Origin of the sequence: Sulfidibacter corallicola (genome assembly GCF_017498545.1) — a bacterium.
Lineage (GTDB): Bacteria > Acidobacteriota > Holophagae > Acanthopleuribacterales > Acanthopleuribacteraceae > Sulfidibacter > Sulfidibacter corallicola.
In genome coordinates this window covers 9,127,618-9,144,550 of record NZ_CP071793.1, presented here as the reverse complement: position 1 = coordinate 9,144,550, position 16,933 = coordinate 9,127,618, and the positions used below count along the sequence as shown (strand labels likewise).

General features: G+C 59.0%; 12 protein-coding genes. 11 read left to right on the top strand and 1 reads right to left on the bottom strand.

Going from position 1 to position 16,933, the window contains the following annotated elements; genetic code table 11:
- Positions 1-28: 28 nt before the first annotated feature.
- The 5 genes from J3U87_RS27765 to J3U87_RS27745 all read left to right on the top strand — a co-directional run bounded on the left by J3U87_RS27765 (position 29) and on the right by J3U87_RS27745 (position 7,168).
- Entirely contained in the window at positions 29-2,458 is a 2,430-nt protein-coding gene (locus tag J3U87_RS27765; RefSeq protein WP_237379044.1) for an RHS repeat domain-containing protein, read from the top strand.
- An 11-nt stretch (positions 2,459-2,469) separates the two neighbouring features.
- On the top strand, positions 2,470-2,955 hold the full coding sequence (locus J3U87_RS27760; RefSeq protein ID WP_237379043.1) for a hypothetical protein: 486 nt from the start codon (positions 2,470-2,472) through the stop codon (positions 2,953-2,955).
- 415 nt (positions 2,956-3,370) lie between these two features.
- Positions 3,371-4,219, top strand: coding sequence for a hypothetical protein (locus J3U87_RS27755; RefSeq protein ID WP_237379042.1), 849 nt, complete (start codon positions 3,371-3,373; stop codon positions 4,217-4,219).
- A 442-nt stretch (positions 4,220-4,661) separates the two neighbouring features.
- The gene (locus tag J3U87_RS27750; RefSeq protein ID WP_237379041.1) at positions 4,662-6,413 is read left to right on the top strand and encodes a histidine kinase; all 1,752 of its coding nucleotides are present in this window, start codon (positions 4,662-4,664) and stop codon (positions 6,411-6,413) included.
- A 53-nt stretch (positions 6,414-6,466) separates the two neighbouring features.
- The gene (locus J3U87_RS27745; RefSeq protein WP_237379040.1) at positions 6,467-7,168 is read left to right on the top strand and encodes a LytR/AlgR family response regulator transcription factor; all 702 of its coding nucleotides are present in this window, start codon (positions 6,467-6,469) and stop codon (positions 7,166-7,168) included.
- A 174-nt stretch (positions 7,169-7,342) separates the two neighbouring features.
- On the opposite strand, the gene J3U87_RS27740 is transcribed toward J3U87_RS27745, so the two are convergent.
- Positions 7,343-8,827 (bottom strand): LamG domain-containing protein, encoded by a 1,485-nt coding sequence (locus J3U87_RS27740; protein WP_237379039.1) that lies wholly within the window; start codon positions 8,825-8,827, stop codon positions 7,343-7,345.
- 387 nt (positions 8,828-9,214) lie between these two features.
- Here J3U87_RS27740 and J3U87_RS27735 point away from each other — a divergent pair, with 387 nt between their 5' ends.
- From J3U87_RS27735 to J3U87_RS27710, 6 genes are all read left to right on the top strand, one after another.
- Positions 9,215-9,643, top strand: a complete 429-nt coding sequence (locus J3U87_RS27735) for a GFA family protein (protein WP_237379038.1) — start codon at positions 9,215-9,217, stop codon at positions 9,641-9,643.
- Between the two features lie 387 nt (positions 9,644-10,030).
- Positions 10,031-11,332 (top strand): glycosyltransferase family 4 protein, encoded by a 1,302-nt coding sequence (locus J3U87_RS27730; protein WP_237379037.1) that lies wholly within the window; start codon positions 10,031-10,033, stop codon positions 11,330-11,332.
- A 110-nt stretch (positions 11,333-11,442) separates the two neighbouring features.
- Positions 11,443-11,988 carry an RNA polymerase sigma factor gene (locus J3U87_RS27725; RefSeq protein ID WP_237379036.1) on the top strand — a complete coding sequence of 182 codons (546 nt, stop codon included), beginning with the start codon at positions 11,443-11,445 and terminating at the stop codon, positions 11,986-11,988.
- 9 nt (positions 11,989-11,997) lie between these two features.
- Positions 11,998-13,020, top strand: a complete 1,023-nt coding sequence (locus J3U87_RS27720) for a hypothetical protein (protein WP_237379035.1) — start codon at positions 11,998-12,000, stop codon at positions 13,018-13,020.
- A gap of 128 nt (positions 13,021-13,148) precedes the next feature.
- Positions 13,149-14,294 (top strand): DUF4097 family beta strand repeat-containing protein, encoded by a 1,146-nt coding sequence (locus J3U87_RS27715; RefSeq protein ID WP_237379034.1) that lies wholly within the window; start codon positions 13,149-13,151, stop codon positions 14,292-14,294.
- Between the two features lie 886 nt (positions 14,295-15,180).
- On the top strand, positions 15,181-16,902 hold the full coding sequence (locus J3U87_RS27710; RefSeq protein WP_237379033.1) for a hypothetical protein: 1,722 nt from the start codon (positions 15,181-15,183) through the stop codon (positions 16,900-16,902).
- The last annotated feature ends 31 nt before the right edge of the window (positions 16,903-16,933 follow it).

The following is a 16,933-nucleotide window of genomic DNA, read 5'->3' as shown; positions in this document are numbered from 1 at the left end:
GCCCTACCAGTTCAGCGATAGCCGCGGCTTGGGCCACACCATCGGCTACTACGACAACGGCACGCGCGAAAGCGTGACGGATGCGCGCGGGTTCACCGTGCGCTACACCTACGACCCGGCCAACCGGCTGGAGACGGCGGTGGTCGACGGCCAGGGGGTGGCGCGGTTCGGCTACCACGCCAACGGTCTGCCGGAAGAGATCTCCCTACCCAACGGGACCCGGACCGCGTACGCCTTCGACCGCGCCAACCGGCCGACCGAACTCGGCCACGAGCGCCCGGACGGCAGCGCCACGCGCTACCACGCGACCTATCATGCGGACGGCAGTCGCGCCAGCCTGGTGGAGGACCGCGGTGATTTGGGTCGGTGGGAGACGACGTACCGCTACGACATCAACAGCCGGCTGACCGAGTGGACGCGGACCACACCGCAACATCGTCGGACGACCAGCCTGCCGCTGGACCGGGTGGGCAACCGCATCTACGAGCTAGAGGAAGGCGACGGCTACGCACGAGAGCGCGCGTACAGCTACCAGCCCGGGCACCAGATCAGCGGGTTCACCGAAACAACGCGTGAGGGCGAGGTGGTGACCGCTTCGCGGCAGGTGCTGTACGATTACGACGCCAACGGAAACCGCACCGCCAAGACGGACGTGGACCGGCTCGCCAAGCGGGCGACGGCGACGCGGATGCGGTTGGACGCGCGGGACCGGCTGCGGCGGGTAGAGCACGACGGGATCGAGGCGTTGAACTTCGCCTACGACGACTTGGACCGGCGGATCCGCAAGTGGGGCGACAGCCGCCAGGGTTCGGCGATGCTGTACACCTGGGACGAGTTGGCGGTACTGAGCGAGCACGAAGAAGGGGCGGGCGCCGGCGGGGACCCTCTCCCGCTGGCGAGCTACGCCTTCGCGGGCCAGCGGCTGGCGAGCGAGCGGGTCGGGGTGGGCGTGCAGTGGTTCCACCACGACCCGTTGGGCAGCGTGGCCGAGCTGACGGATGCGGCGGGTGCGCTGGTCGAGGCCAAGACCTTCGACCCGTGGGGTCGCGAGGAGCAGGTGTTCGCGAGTGCGTCGGGCGGTTACAACCGCTACGGATTCACGGGGCATGAGTACGACCCCGAGACCGAGCTGACGTACGCCAAGGCGCGCTACTACGACCAGGATCTGGGCGTGTTCGCAAGCATGGACCGATGGGACTTCGCCCAGTTCGACCGCCCGCCGAGCCTGCACCGCTACCAGTACGCCAGCCGCAACCCGTTGGCCTTCATCGACCCGACGGGGAACAACGACGTCAGCCTGAACGGGTTCATGGATTTGGTGCACGACGCCAATGCGAATATCCAAATCGCGCAGACCTCGGTGCAAAAGAGTGTGATGGGCTTGCTCAAAGGAGCGCTGAGTGTCGTGGTGGAGGGCGCCGAAGAAACCGTCAAGATGGCACTCGACTTGGGCATGACAAACGTGAGCATGACCCACTATGCCCTGACGGGTGAGTTCATCGATTTCCAGATGCAGAGCGCGATCGGCAAGGGTTCCGAGCAGGGCATGACCCACGGGGAGCTGTTCAATGGCGTGGTCACGGGTGGTGCCAACCTGCCCGTGGAGTACGGCAAAGCGATCGCATCGGGTGATCCGGAGCGGATCGGCAAGGCGACGACCAACCTGATATCGGTGATGTGGGGCTTCCGAACGCTGAATCCCGCGACGCTGAAGGCGGGAGTCACCCAAGGCGTGAGCCGCGTCACGCGCGGTGTCAAGGCCAGTGCGAAGGTCGTCAAGGAGGGTGTGGAGAAGACGGCGACGGTCGCCAAAAGGGTGAAACAGGGCGCCAAAGTCACCCTCGCCAAGGCGAAAGGGGCCGCCACGACAGCCGGCCGCGTTGCACGCATCTACGGGAGACAATTCGGCCGGGAGCTGATGAAACCCAGGCTGGGGTCGCTCGGCGGCAACTTCCAATCCGCAATCGATGCTGGAGTTCGGGCAGCCAGCAGGATAAAATCAGGGAAGATCGTTTCTCGTCGATTATTAACAAAACAAAAGAAGACTACAGAAAAAAGACGATCAGCAGCGGAGATTGCTGACAGGAACAGACGTGCTTTATTACTTCGAAAGGCTCGACAGGGCGGAGATCCAGGTCTTGCGCCCCTCGTTAGAGACCTCGAAAGAGCAGGTGTTCGCGTGGACGATGTCAATGTGCCTCTTCCGAATCCTTTACGTCCAGGGGAATTATTGACCGATTTAGATGTAGTATTACCAAATGCAGTTTTGCAAGTGAAGAAAGCCTCTAGCGCAACTGAAATCATCGAGCAAGTGCAAAGAACTCAATCAGCAATTGACAAACCAGTTCTTGGTTTTATTCTTGAAAAGAACAAAGCTGGAAGAAGAACAGTTGTCAAGGCTGGTTCGCACATACCCGTTACCAACGATCTCAGTTTACTCATAGAAGTGCTTAAGTAGGGAGGGAGAGTTTGTCTCAAGGAATGCGTCTTTTTTTGTTGCCAAAATATAGACTTTCTTTCTTTGAAAAAGATTTGATTGATAAATTCGGATTTCGTAACTCAGTATCTAATTTTGATGGACATGATTGCACATTGTGTTATTATAATAATGAAACATTTATGAATATCGGGCAATTAGCTCAACCTCTTAATTCTGTTGAAGATGCAAGAGAGTGGGATTGGATAGATGTTTCAGTTAGATGTAAGCTGAAAAATAATTTTAATGTTATTTCTTTCGATTACAACAAGCAACAATTGGCAAGAAAAATTATTAAATTCTTTCTTGTGCACATTTTGGATGATAAAGGAGACTTAAGCCAATGTATCTTTGATAATGACTATGGAATACTGATTTCAGCACAAGATATCTTTGATCGATGGTCAATAAGCCCCGAGTGGGACTGGAGAAGATCTTCTCTTCCAGAGCTGCCAGGCAAACCAAGCGTCGGTGACTAGCTTACCTAAAAAATTCACTACCAAGTATTAAAACATTGACTACGAGTTATTTCTGAAGGAGCTTCGGTATTGATTCAGCGTAGCTTTGGCTGTCAAATGATAGATTTCTACTTTGCGTTTGTGATTTAAGGTGATTATTGAGGCTTAGTGTTTGAAAAATAATATCGTTTTATCCTTCTAAACCATCGCGAATGGTCGAAAGGACTTTATGAAAGCCTGAATAATGAATTAAATTTATATAGTAAATAGTTATTGGTTAGATAACGAAATGCTATTAAGAGTAGGTGAGCTAGGACTATGAACTCCAAAAAAGAGGATATTCGGTAGGTAAAGGTTGATGCCTGTGAAAATTCCAGAAGAATCTTTAATTGGGTCTTGGAGGAGCTAAAGGGGGGAATAGAAGATATCGTTTGAATTGCAGTTGACGAGCCGCCTGGCGGCCATCCAGCACCCGGGCCTCGGCGTGACCGGCTTCGGCTACGACGCCAACGACAACCGCACCTCAATCGAGCGCCCGATCGGCAGCGCGACCTTCGGCTACGACTACCGCGACCGCATCATGGACGAGACCTGGCAGGGCAACGCCCACGCGGACGCCGCGATCCACAGCATCGACCGCGAACGGGACCCCAACGGCAATCTGACCCGGGTGTGTCAGATCGGCAGCGAGGGCACCTACGAGCGCCACATCGACTACGACGACCTCGACCGGCCCTACCAGTTCAGCGATAGCCGCGGCTTGGGCCACACCATCGGCTACTACGACAACGGCACGCGCGAAAGCGTGACGGATGCGCGCGGGTTCACGGTGCGCTACACCTACGACCCGGCCAACCGGCTGGAGACGGCGGTGGTCGACGGCCAGGGGGTGGCGCGGTTCGGCTACCACGCCAACGGTCTGCCGGAGGAGATCTCCCTACACAACGGGACCCGGACCGCGTACGCCTTCGACCGCGCCAACCGGCCGACCGAACTCAGCCACGAGCGCCCGGACGGCAGCGCCACGCGCTACCACGCGACCTACCATGCGGACGGCAGTCGCGCCAGTATGGTGGAGGGCCGCGGTGATGTAGGTCGCTGGGAGACGACGTACCGCTACGACATCAACAGCCGGCTGACCGAGTGGACGCGGGCCACCCCGCAGAACCGCCGGACGACCAGCCTGTCGCTGGACCGGGTGGGCAACCGCACCTACGAGCTCGAGCAGGGCGACGGCTACGAACGGGACCGCACGTACAGCTACCAGCCCGGGCACCAGTCGTGAGAGGGCGCCGAAGAAACCGTCAAGGTCCGCCAAAAGCAACCGATCACCTCATTCTCGCTTACGCCGATCCAGGAAGCTCTGCAACAAGCGCTGAGGCCTGATTGGTGAAAACGGTTCCTTCGCTTTTCAGTAACTCCCTGAGGGAGAAAACGACCGTCGATGCTGAACCTTTTTTCGTCTAAATAACGCTGACGATAGTGAACGCCCATCCAACAAGGGAAACCTGCCAAGCGGATGGGCCATGGAAGAGGGACCCGTTCCCAAAGTTCGGACCTCGAATCTCGGCGACGCGGCTTGTCAGGGGCGATGAGCCGGGATCCGGTATCCAGTGTGGGACACGACTTCGCTTTCAGTCTGGGGACCGGGACGAGTGGACCCCATCGAAATGTCTGCACTTCCCGATGGGCACTCGGGACCTGAGCGGTTTTCTACCGGAGGAAACATGGCGAGCATCCGGTACTTTCTTTTCGGGATGGCGTTGCTGTCACATCCATTCGGATACGCGGCGGACCATTCCCTGGCCGATCTGGGCATCGACTTGGCGGTTCCCCTCGAAGCTCACGCCGTGGCGTGGTGGATTGACTCAGGTTGGCAGACCGACCCGCCACCCGCCACCGGGGAGGCCGGGGTTCCGCACCTTCGCTTCGTTCTGTCCACGTCTCCGGGGGCCTCGGACATTCAGGCGGGTGTCCTGGTCGACCCACTGGATGAGGGGCTGACGCTCTATGTGGACGAGGTGCGCATTTGGCCACGCCACGTGCGCGGTGACAAGCTGCCCGGCCATCGTTTGCCCGAGGTCGTTCCCTTCCCCCTTAGGCAGGAAGGCTCATGGGTACGGGTCATCCGGGATGGCCCGTCGCGCGAGAAGGTGAGGTTCGGGGCCCTGAGCGATCTTTTCGGGGAACGGGCCAGGCTGAGTCACTGGGCGACCGTTCACCAAATGGGATTGACCGGCATGTTTCTCTCCTTTTGCTTCCTGCACCTGGCCATGTTCCTGTTTCAACCTGCCGCCCGATTCCACCTACACTTCTCCCTGTTTACCGGCTGCTGCGCCGCACTGTGTTGCCTTCGCTTTCAACACTACTTCACCGACGATCCTCTGGCCAATCACCTGTTGCCCGGCCTTCAGTATTTCTTCCTGTGGGGCTCGGTGATGGCGATCCTGGCATTCGCGCAGGCGAGTGTCGAGGCCGAACGGCGCGGCCTTTGGATCGGTTGCTGCCTCACTGGTGCGACCGCCGTCGCCTTGCTCGCGCTGTGGCCCGCCGAAATCTGGGTTCAACGATGGGGACAGGGTTTTTTGCTGGGCTGCATGCTCGAGCTGGGACGGTGCGGGGTGGAGATGGCGCGCCGGCGACACCAAATCCTGGCTGGCAGCGGCTGGATCCTGTGCCTTGGCTTGACCCTGTTCCTTGCGGTCGGTGCCTGCGACATTCTGGCCGAAATCGGGCTGTTCGCCTGGCCTTGGCACTTCGCGGCATTCCCGACGGTCCTTTATGGGTTCGTCGGGCTGGTCCTCGCCGTGTCCATTTCCCTGGCGCGATCCGCGGCCCGTGCGCAAGCCGATCTGTCTACCCACGCTGGTCACATCGACAGACTGACCTCGAGCGTGGAGCGCCTTCAGCTCGAACTTCAAAAGAAGCAGATTCAACCCCACTACCTCATGAACTCGTTGACCGCGTCCATGGCCTGGTTCGAGACACACCCCGAAGAGGCACCGGACTTCATCGAGGCCTTGGCCGAAGAGTTCTCCCTGTTCCGACGCATGTGTGCCAAATCGTCGGTCAAGATGGAAGACGAACTGGCGCTCTGTCGACGTCACCTGCGCATCATGGCATTTCGTAGAAAGAATCGGTATCGCCTGGATTGCGAGGGGATTAGCGGCGAGGAATCGGTACCGCCCACCCTGTTCCACACACTGATCGAAAACGGCATCACCCATGGTCCGAACCAAGACCGCGAAGTCGTGTTCCGTTTATGCAAAATCGCAAAAAACCATTACCGTTTCTCGGCTCCCTTGGGCGAAGGTTCGCCGGGTGAGGCGCCGACCGAAAGCGGCGACACCCGTTCCGAGGGATTGGGTCTGCAATACATCAAAACCCGTTTGGAGGAGTGCTATCCGGGCAACTGGTCGCTGATCAGTGGGCCTTCCAGTGGCCGGTGGCACACGGAATTGTCCTGGTGCGAGGCGTAGCCAGGTGGGCCGAGCCCTCATCAACGCGCCTACCGCGGTTTTAGGGAGACAGCATGCATATCCTCGTCGTGGAAGATGAGCCCGTGATTCGCGAGCGCAATGCCCGGCTGTGCAAGGACATTCTCGGCGACGATCTCACTCGGATGCACACGGCCGAATCCCTGCCGGAAGCCCAACAATGGCTCGAACGACATCCGCCTGACCTCTTGCTGTTGGACCTGGATCTGGCGGGGAAGGACGGGTTCGCCTTGCTGAAGCAGGCGGTCGCCGGCGCCTTTCACACCATCATCATTTCGGCCAATACCCAGTTCGCGCTTCAGGCCTTCGAATTCGGCGTGCTCGATTTCATTGCAAAACCCTTTGGCAAGAAGCGTTTGGAAGCCGCCTTGTCACGCGTTTCGGATCGCCGTCGCAGTGTCTGCTCGCATACGAAGTATCTGGCCGTCAAGCAGGGGAGCCGCCTGGCGCTCGTGTCTCTCGATACCATTCGCTACATTCAGGGGGCCGGTCCCTATTCGGAATTGTACAGCTCCGACGCGGCGCCCATGCTGCACGACAAATCGTTGGAACGCTTAGAGAAAGTGTTGCCGCCGAACTTCGAACGGATCCACAAATCGTACATCGTAAACATGAATGTCGTGGAAAGCCTGATCAGTGGGCGCGGAAGTCGCTATGCCGCGGTGTTGCGAAATGGTGAACGGCTGCCGATCGGGCGCACGCGCTACAAACAATTGAAACAGCGTTTCGATGGATGAGCCACACCCGATCCGATGGGGTTTGGCCGTGCCCCCTCGAGCCAGCTCGATGGAGGTGCCGCACCCGATCCGATGGTGTATGGCCGTGAGGCCACGCGCCGACGAGAAAAGCCCAAGCGGTAGCCGAAAGGCGCCGCTTGGGCCACATGTCGGTGGGCGCGTCGCGAACCCAAATCAGTTGTTGACCATCGAGTTGTCGTTGCCAACCGCATTGATGGCCGGTGAGGTGTTGGTCGTATTACCGCTGAAGGTCACCCCCCGGATGTCGATGTGCCCACCGTACGTGGCGTTTGCCCCGGTGGTGTTGTTGGTCAGCGAACTGTCCTTGCCCCGGATGTCGCCGCCGGCGGTATTGTAGCCGATCGTGCAACTGTTCGCACTGCCGTTCTCGATGCGGATGAAGGCCCCTTCGGCGCGAACGCCGAAACCGCAATCGTCGATGTCGGCGTTGTCGGCCCAAATGTGGGAGCCACCTACGGCGTAGAGCCCGACCGAGCTGCAATCGTCGACGTCGATGCTGTTACACTCAATCGAAGAGCTCATCTCGGCCAGCACGCCCCAGACGAAATCGGCCACCGCCAATTGGCTACCACAAACGATGGAACTGTTGCGGCGGGCCGTCACCCCGTTCCCGGGCGTGGTGCCGCCGTTGATGGTGAACCCGTTCAACATGCCGAGCTGGGTCCCGTTGGTCACCACGATGCCGTCGGAGCTGTTGGCGATGTTCAGGACGACATTGGTTTTATCGGCGGTATCGCCCAACAGTTGGATGCGGGCACCGTCGGGATGGTCGACCGTAATCGTGGCTACGTTGTTGTAGGTGCCGTCGGCCACTTGAATGGTTACCGTCGCGTCCTGATCGATGTGCTTGCCATCCAAACAGGCGAGAGCCGCATTGATATCGGCGTAATCCGAAGGCACGTCCAGGGTGATGTCCTCCGTAATCAGGCGCACGCCTTCGAACGATTGGGAAAGGTCCGAAATTTCCCAGGCCTCGAGGACGCGATCGTAAAATCGCACCTCGTCCAGCTTGGCGGTGGTGTAGTTGTTCAGCGCGTCGAAGGCATCGCGACCGGCACCGAGCATCAGCTTCGAGTTGGTGGATCCGATGCTGGCACTGGAAGTCAAGGTGTAGGTATCGACCAGCACGCCGTTGAAGTACATCTTGATGTCGCCGTCGCGATCGGCTGTGGCGGCGTAATGGTGCCACTTTCCGGTTTCGGGAGTGGTTACGTAGACTTCCTCGGCCAGGGTGCCGAAATCGATGCGAAAGGCCAGATCGCCGTCGTCCTGCCAGTCCAGCGAATAGCCGGTGAAATCGGTGCTGGATTCGCGATACCAGATCATGTGCTCGAAGGACGTGGCGGCCGAAGCGCGATAGGCCCAGAACGAAATGGAGAAATCGCTGGTGGCGAAGGCCAAGTCGGTCATCGAGGTGTATTCCAGGTAGTCGTTGCCGTCGAAGTCGGCGGCCTCGTCGAAGGGGCAGCCTTCCATGTCCGTGTCGGTGTTGGAGGGCGTCGTATTGGAAACCGTTTCCTTGAATTGGTCATTAGAGGTCAAAGGTACGTGGCCGACCAAACCCTCGTCCAGCCCGGCGATAGCCAGGGATCCGAGGGCGAGAAGAAGCAGCGGCAGGAAGCGTTTGAATCGAAACATCGAGAACTCCTTTGCAGGTTCAAAAATCCGCGTCGGGGCGAATTCCGGTCATGCGCGGTCGAGGGATTCCTTCGTGGTCATGCCTACCGCACTGCCGGGTGAGGCAACCTTAGGTCGATGCGCCGGTCCAACGGAACGAAATTCAAATGAACGGCTCCGCGGCTGCACCAACGTCCCCGTCCACCTTCGAAAACAGGAGCTCTGGCAGTCACGTCGCGCATGGACGGCGTGGTTTTCCACTTGGTCGCGGCGTCTCCGAAGGGCACCCAACCACATCCGAAAAGATCGGGGTGATGCTTAGGGTTTGGCGTTGGGCGGGGGATTGGCTAGAATCGGAAATGAAACCGAACCTCATTCGATAACCCATTCTCGATAAAGGAGTAATCCATGTCGGAAATCAGTGAAATCACAGGTGGTTGTCTTTGCAACGGGACGCGGCTCACCGCCAAGAACGTCAGCAAGCGCGTCGGTGCCTGCCACTGCGGGACGTGCCGAAAATGGTCGGGCGGACCCTTCATGGCGCTGGACTGCGGTACCGAGGTCACCTTGGAGGGCGAAGAGAACATCACCGTCTTCAACTCGTCCATGTGGGCCGAGCGTGGCTTCTGCAACAAGTGCGGATGCCATCTCTTTTACCGCCTGAAAGGTAACCAACAGTACATCGTGCCCGTCGGGCTGCTGGAAAATCGCGACGAGTTCGAGATGGATCACCAGGTGTTCATCGACGAAAAACCGGAATATTATGCATTCGCCAACGAGACCGAAGACATGACCGGTGCCGAGGTATTCGCCAAATACGGTCCCTCGGCGGACTGAGCGGCGCTCGCCCCCATCGTGCCGCAGGTGTGAACGTGCAGCCGGGCGCCCGGTGCCGAAATCTGCGGGTATCACCAATCGGGTCGATCCCTCCGGCGAAGTGATTGACAATCGCGGTCATTCGCTTCGCCGGAACCGGTTTCGCGTCCTCCGGGATCTCTTCCGCGCGGCGATGGACGTTCGGAAGGGACGCCAGCCGTAGGCTTGGTCGAGAGATCACAACCACTTGCGGCCGAGGCGCGGTAGGATAGTGTCTACCCTGACTCCTGGTTTCCAAGAGTGTGGGCGTCCGGTCGGGTTTCGTCGATGCGGCCTCTCCCGCTCATTTGGATGGATCAGGAAGGTTGGGGACCACCAACGATTTCGACACCATGGGGGAGGAACGCTGTGCGCGTGGCCTACATCACCGCCGGAGCGGCCGGCATGTACTGCGGGAGCTGCATCCGCGACAACGCATTGGTCAAAGAGCTGCAGCGTCGCGGGTTGGACATCTCGCTGATCCCCACGTACACCCCACTGCGCACGGACGATGAAAACGTCAGCATGGGTCGCGTTTTTTTCGGCGGCATCAACGTGTACCTCCAGGAAAAGATGTCGCTGTTCCGCCACACCCCGTGGCTTTTGGACAAAGTCCTGGACACGCCGGCCCTGCTCAACTGGGTCTCTCGATTCAGTGCGTCCACCAGTGCCGAGGATCTCGGAGGTTTGACGGTCTCCATGCTCGAAGGCGATCAGGGCCCGCTTCACAAGGAACTGAGCAAGTTGACGCGCTGGCTGGCTCGGGAATTCAAACCCGATTTGGTGCAACTGACCAACTCGATGCTGGCCGGTATGGGACCCGCGATTAAAAAAGAGGTCGGGGTGCCCGTGCTGTGCGCCCTGCAGGGCGAGGAAATCTTCCTCGACGCACTGATCGAGCCCTACAAGAGTCGCGCCCACCGTCTGCTCTGCAGTCGTGCCGCCGAAATCGACGGATTCATCGCCACCTGCTCCTTCTACAAGAGCTTCATGGTCGACTATCTTCAGGTGGCGCCGCAAAAAATCGATGTGGTGCCCCTGGGTTTGAACCTCGACGGCCTGGTGCCCGGGACCAAGAAGCCAGGCGCCGGAAAACCCTTCCTGTTGGGATTTTTCGCGCGTCAATGCCCCGAGAAAGGGCTGCATTTGCTGATCGACGCGTTTCTGAGACTGGCCGCCGATCATCCCGATCTCGAACTTCGCATCGCGGGCTACCTGGGTGGGCGCGACACGGCCTACGTGAACGAGTTGAAGGAAAAGGTGGAACGTGCCGGGCACGGCGCGCGATGTCAGTGGGCGGGTGAGTTGACCCGCGAACAGAAAATCGACTTTCTCCAGCGGTTGGACCTGTTCTCGGTGCCCGCGCCCTACAAGGAACCCAAGGGCCTCTCGATTCTGGAAGCCATGTCCTGCGGCGTTCCAGTGGTGCAGCCGCGTCACGGTGCCTACACGGAAATGGTGGAACAAACCGGTGGCGGTAGCCTGGTCGTCCCCGACGATGCGCGGGCGCTCGCCGAGCAAATCGCCCATTACCTCGACCGGCGCGACATGTGTGCCGAGCAGGGAGAAAAGGGCGCCGCCGCGGTTCCGGAACTCTACAGCGTGGCGCGCATGGGTGAGAAAACGCTCGAGGTCTACCAACGCTTCGTGACGACCGCCACCACGTCCTGAGCCACGGAACGGGCCCTTGCCGGGCCGGCCCACCCTGGCCCGACATTTTTTTTAAATTTCCTGCTCACTTCTCCGAACCCCTCAGCGTCTTGCAGGTCAAGGAGGCTTGCTTGGACACAAACGATGCGCGATTGGTGGAAAAAGCCCGCGGTGGGTCCTTACAAGCATTCGACGCCTTGATGATTCGTTACCAACGAACGATCGTCAAGATTGCCATGAGCTTCACGCGCGACGCCGATCACGCATTGGACATCAGTCAAAACGTGTTCCTGAAGGCCTACCAAAAGCTGGATACGCTGGCGGACCCGGACCGTTTCAAAGCCTGGCTGATGCGTATGGCCTACAACGAATCCCTGAGTTGGCAACGAGGGAAATCGAACGGCGACGTCTTGGAGCCGGACGAGAGCCTGGAACAGAAAATACCGGTCGAAGGTGGTCAGGAATGGGCCTTTCAGCGTGCGGACGATCGGCGCATGCTGTTGCAACTGCTTGATTTGCTCAACCCGAAATATCGCCTGGCCGTGGTGTTGAAGTACTTCGAAGACTGCAGCATCAAAGATATCGCCACCACCCTGCAGTGCAGCGAAGACGTGGTCAAGAACATGCTTTACCGCAGTCTCAAACGAATGGCCGGAAGTGCTCGCCGCGTCATATAGGAGGCAGACATGATGGATGCCCATCCATCCCAAGATCCCGCGAACGATCCCGAAAGAAACGAGCGATCTCGCACCCTTTGGAACGACATCTCGGCCGCCGCCCGCTCGGATGCGGCCGATGGAACCGGCCCTGTGCCGGAAGATGAAGAAGCGACGCTCAAGGCGGTGCACCAGGCCCTGCTGAACATGGACGAGGATGGCGAAGGCATCACCGATGCGCGACTCGGCAACATGCGGCGGGCGGTACTCAGTGAGCTCGAATCCAGCCAGAAGGCTCGCGATCACGTCATCCGACCCCTGCCGCGCGATCCCAAACCGGATCCCGCCGCGCCGAGACGCCCTTGGCTGCCGTTGCTCGCCATTGCGGCTTCGCTGTTGATCGGCGTGTTCCTGGGCGCCCGCCTCGTTCGGTCGCAAACCGACCCGTTTTGGTGGTACCAACCGGTTGGGGCCCACGCCGAATCTGCGGAGCCGGAGTTCCAAGATGCGGTGCCGGTCCTATCGCAAGTGGTGGCCAGCCGCAATCCCGATCTGGAGAGCCTGCCCTATACCTATGGCAACATTTCGGTCGAGCCCACCAAAGACGGGCGTGTGGCCGTGTCCTTCGACGTCGCCGCCCATGTGAGTCTGGTTCGCACCAAAGACGACCCGCTGGTCAAGGACATGTTGGTGCGGTCGCTGATGAGCCCCGAAAGCATTCACTCCAGCCTCCAGGCCATCGGCATGACGGATTCCGTGATGGATCCCGAAATCAAGCGGGCGCTCATCCGCGCGATGGAATCCGATTCCGAACTGGCCGTGCGCATGAAAGCCATGTCCAAGCTCGCTCAGGCCACGGGCGATTCCGAGGTGCGTCAGGCACTGCTGCGGGTTTTGAAGGAAGATCCGTCGGTAACCATGCGCATAGATGCCTTGGATTGTCTGATGGGCGATGCGCCCAACGACAATCTGCTGCGCGAAATCGAGGCCGAGCTGCGCGAACGGGGGGACACGCCCCTGCTGATGCGGGTCAACGAGTGGGAACGCCATTGATCGCGTGACGATCGACGATCGATTGACATATTTCGACATTTCGACATTTCGACATTTCGACGTTCCCCGACCTGCCGTCGCTTTTGAATGACCACGAACACACAGACACTGATGAAGGAGTTTTCAGGATGATAAAGGCAAACGTCACACTGCTCACCGCCTTGAGCCTGCTGTGGAGTGCACCGCTCTTCGCCGGCAAGACGATCAACGAGAGTTACACCCTGGCGCCGGGTCAGGAATTGAACATCCGTCTCAAGACCGGGGGGTCGATCACGGTCGAAGGCTGGGACGAAGACCGGGCCGAGGTCTCCTACAAGCTGCGTGGCAGGGAGGAGGACGTCGTCATCGAGGCCAAACCCACCGATGCCGGCTTCAGCATCCGCTGTGAGCCCAAGTTCAAGAGTTGGCGCTCCAGCATCGACGTGGACCTCGTCGTCAAGGCGCCGCGCCTCAGCGATGTGCGGGTCTACACCTCCGGTGGACGTTTGACCATGAAGAACCTGGAGGGTGAATTCAGCGGCAAGACGATGGGCGGCAAGATCATTCTGACCGCACTGGCGGGCTCGGTCGACCTACTCACGATGGGCGGCGACATCGAGGTCAACGAGAGCACCTTGGACGGCCGTGTGAAAACCATGGGTGGCGACATCGAGTTCACCAACGTGGTGGGCAACGTGGACGGCTCGACGATGGGCGGCGACGTGATCTACGACAACGTCAAGTTTTCCAAGAATAAAAAGGCCGATTTCACACCGGACGACGTGGTCAAGATTTCGACGATGGGCGGCGACATCCGCGTGGAAGACGCACCTTTCGGCGCCGAGGTGAAGACCATGGGCGGGGAGATCCACATCACCCGCGCGGCCCAGTTTGCGGTCGCCAAAACGATGGGCGGCGACATCGAAATCGGTGAAGTCGACGGCTGGGCGAAGGCCACCACCATGGGTGGCGACGTCACGGTGAAGATGGTGGGCGATCCCGCCAGCGGCCGTCGCGACGTGGAGTTGGGCTCGATGGGCGGCGACATCACGCTCTACGTACCGCGCGAACTCTCGATGCACTTCGACCTGGAAATCCAGTACACCAAAAACAGCAACCGCAACTACGACATCCACTCCGATTTTCGTGTCCAGAAGGAAGAGGGTTCGGGGTGGAGCTGGAAGCGCGGTCGCAACGCCAAAACCATCGTCGGCACCGGCGAGGTGAACGGCGGAAAACACAAAATCAAGATCCACACGGTCAACGGCCATATTCGCATTCGGGCCGTCGATTGAGTCGCGCTCCCAACGCGGGAGGCGAACTCGATCTTCATCTTCCTTCGGAAATGTCACCGATGATGTGACGTCATCCTACAAGCCCGGCAGCGCCCGCTGTCGGGCCTTTTTTGTCCACTAAAAACACGAAAAAACACGAAAAACCCTTCCTCGATACCCGCGCTTCCAGCCGATATGGGCGGTTGGTCGGAATTGCGCGCTGAAAACCCCACCCACCGATGAGCCTTGCAGGTGGATCGTGATCGATATTTTCTGTTTGTCCACGAATCACAACGGATGGACACGAAAAGACAAAACCCATGGGTGGTACACGACAGGCCCCCCCCTTAGAGGGATCCGATCGTAAAGCTAAAAATATCAATCGCTTATGTAGATTTAGTTGCCACTTGTGAATCATTTGGGCACGTGTTCAATTCTGTGAAAACAACGCAATAGGCCTTGAACGGAGCGATTGTATTCGTATTCGTGTGGATTTGTGTGATTCGTGGACAAGTCGTCATATGCCGCGTGTGATGCGTCGCCACACAGGAACCGAACCCGTCGGCTTATTGGGCCGCTTTCAAGTTCCTAGATGTAACCGGCTGAGAAACAACAGAATGTACTCCCTAAGCCCCACGATGAGGCGTCCGCGTCACTGGGAAGGCCATGGTGGGCGTTTCCAGTTCGTGTTTTTTCGTGTATTTAGTGGACAAATTAGGAACCCTCGGTGACTCATCGTGTCTTTTCGAGTTTTTCGTGGACCAAGCGGGGATTTGTGACGGCATCGGTCGACCGCTAGGCCCCGCGATTGCTATATATCTAGGAACAAGCTGTACCCTTTTTGCCGTTTTCCATGGCTTTTTTAGACTTGTGCCGTCACACCGCCATGGGACAGGAGGCCGTTTCCATGATTTACAAACGATGTCTCGTCCTGGCTCTAGTCTTTGGAACACTCGTGGGAATCACCGCGCTCGCGGAAGAAGAACTGTGCGGGAACCTGAACCAATCGGTCTGCCTACAAAACAGTGCGACCGTGACCCTGGTGAACAACGTGCCGATCCCACCCGGCAGCGTGTTCGTGCTCACCGTGCCCGGCGTCAGCGTCAATGCCCGGTTCGAGCCCTCGGGACAGCCGACCGTGCCGTTCCGGCTGGAAGATCACGGCTCGGTTACGGACAACTTGGGCGGCGTTTGGGGGCCGGTCAAACCGCTCGCCGGTGACAGCAAAGGCTTTTCCGCGATCTCGTTCACGCTCCTGGAAAACACCCTCAATGGCGCCTCCCAGATGATCACCTTGAAGGATATTCGCGTCTGCCAGCTCGTTTCCGACGAACCGGGCCTCGTGAACTTGAGCGTCTCGTTCTACCAGAACACCAATGGCAAGAAGGAATCGGCACACCATGCGAACCAAGTGACCCTGCGGTTCGACAAGAATTTCTCCCAATTTTCCACTTGTAAGCGCTTTGCGGGCCACCTTCCGCTGCTGCAACAGGGTCATTTGCTGGCGATTACCAACCCCCACGACGAGCGCGTCCTGATCACCCTCGACGACGAACGTATCGAGCTGCGCCCGAACCGTCAGTTGCTCATCGATGCCTCTTTCGGTGGCAGCGCCTTTTCCTACACCTGTAACCGGCCGTTGCCGATGGTGCTCTTCGAGGATGGCGAGGATCTCAGCGTGACGGCCCTCGATTCGCGCGACAACCACTACTGGGTCGTGCCCCACCTGGCGCGTGATGCGAGCTCCTGGGAAAACGCCTGGGTGTTCGCCTCCGGTGAATCGGTGTCCCTGACCTGGGCTCAAGGCGACGATCGCGGCGGATTGCGCTTCCAGCCAGGCGTCCATCAGCTCGGTTTCGAGGTGTCCGAAACGGGTGGTGCCTCCTGGTTGCAGGTCCACGGCAATCGCGCCCACAACGGCTATTTGAGTTTCCGCCGCCACGACGAACGCGGCGAGGCATGGGTCAACGCGGTACGCATCGATCCCTCGGAGGCGATCGGCAGCGAGCTTCTCTACCTGCCGCATATCGCCATGGATCGCGTCAATTTCTGGACCGGCTTTTCCCTCGCCAATCAAAACGAAGAAGCGGTATCGGTGCGGCTGACGGGATATGCGGCTTCCGGTGCGCTCGCGGCCGAGGAAGTCCTGACCGTCCAGCCCCAATCCAATCTGTTGGGGGTCATCGGCACCACCCATCTGTTATCCACCGACCAGGTCGCCTGGGCCAAATTGGAAGCTGATGCGCCGATCACCGGCATCGCCCTGATCGGCAGCAACCGGGAGAACGGGGTCGGCGTTTCGGGCATACTGCTGCCGAACCAGGGTCAGACCGAGCAGTTCTTCCCCCTCCTGCGCACCGACGGGGCCTTTTGGTCGGGATTGACGATCGCCAATCCCAGCGCCGATGAAGTGCAAATGGACCTGGAATTCTTCGACTCGAACGGTCGTCTGCTGGAGAGCCGGTCGGAGACCCTCCAGCCCCATGAAAAACAGGTGACGTTGGTACCGCGCGACAGTAGCCACGCGGTGTGTCGTGCGGATGGTGAACTGCTGGCCTACGCCTTCATCGGTGTTTCCGAGTCCGGCAAGATCGGTGGTTATCTCGGTCAGGTGCTTCCTGAACCCTGAACGCCGCGTTCGGCCACGGTTGAATTGACGA

What these genes read in the sequence shown, in the direction of transcription:
- J3U87_RS27750 (WP_237379041.1), top strand. Translation starts at nt 4,662, where the DNA reads ATGGCGAGCATCCGGTACTTTCTTTTCGGGATGGCGTTGCTGTCACAT.
- J3U87_RS27745 (WP_237379040.1), top strand. Translation starts at nt 6,467, where the DNA reads ATGCATATCCTCGTCGTGGAAGATGAGCCCGTGATTCGCGAGCGCAAT.
- J3U87_RS27710 (WP_237379033.1), top strand. Translation starts at nt 15,181, where the DNA reads ATGATTTACAAACGATGTCTCGTCCTGGCTCTAGTCTTTGGAACACTC.
- J3U87_RS27740 (WP_237379039.1), bottom strand. Translation starts at nt 8,827, where the DNA reads ATGTTTCGATTCAAACGCTTCCTGCCGCTGCTTCTTCTCGCCCTCGGA.
- J3U87_RS27720 (WP_237379035.1), top strand. Translation starts at nt 11,998, where the DNA reads ATGATGGATGCCCATCCATCCCAAGATCCCGCGAACGATCCCGAAAGA.
- J3U87_RS27715 (WP_237379034.1), top strand. Translation starts at nt 13,149, where the DNA reads ATGATAAAGGCAAACGTCACACTGCTCACCGCCTTGAGCCTGCTGTGG.
- J3U87_RS27735 (WP_237379038.1), top strand. Translation starts at nt 9,215, where the DNA reads ATGTCGGAAATCAGTGAAATCACAGGTGGTTGTCTTTGCAACGGGACG.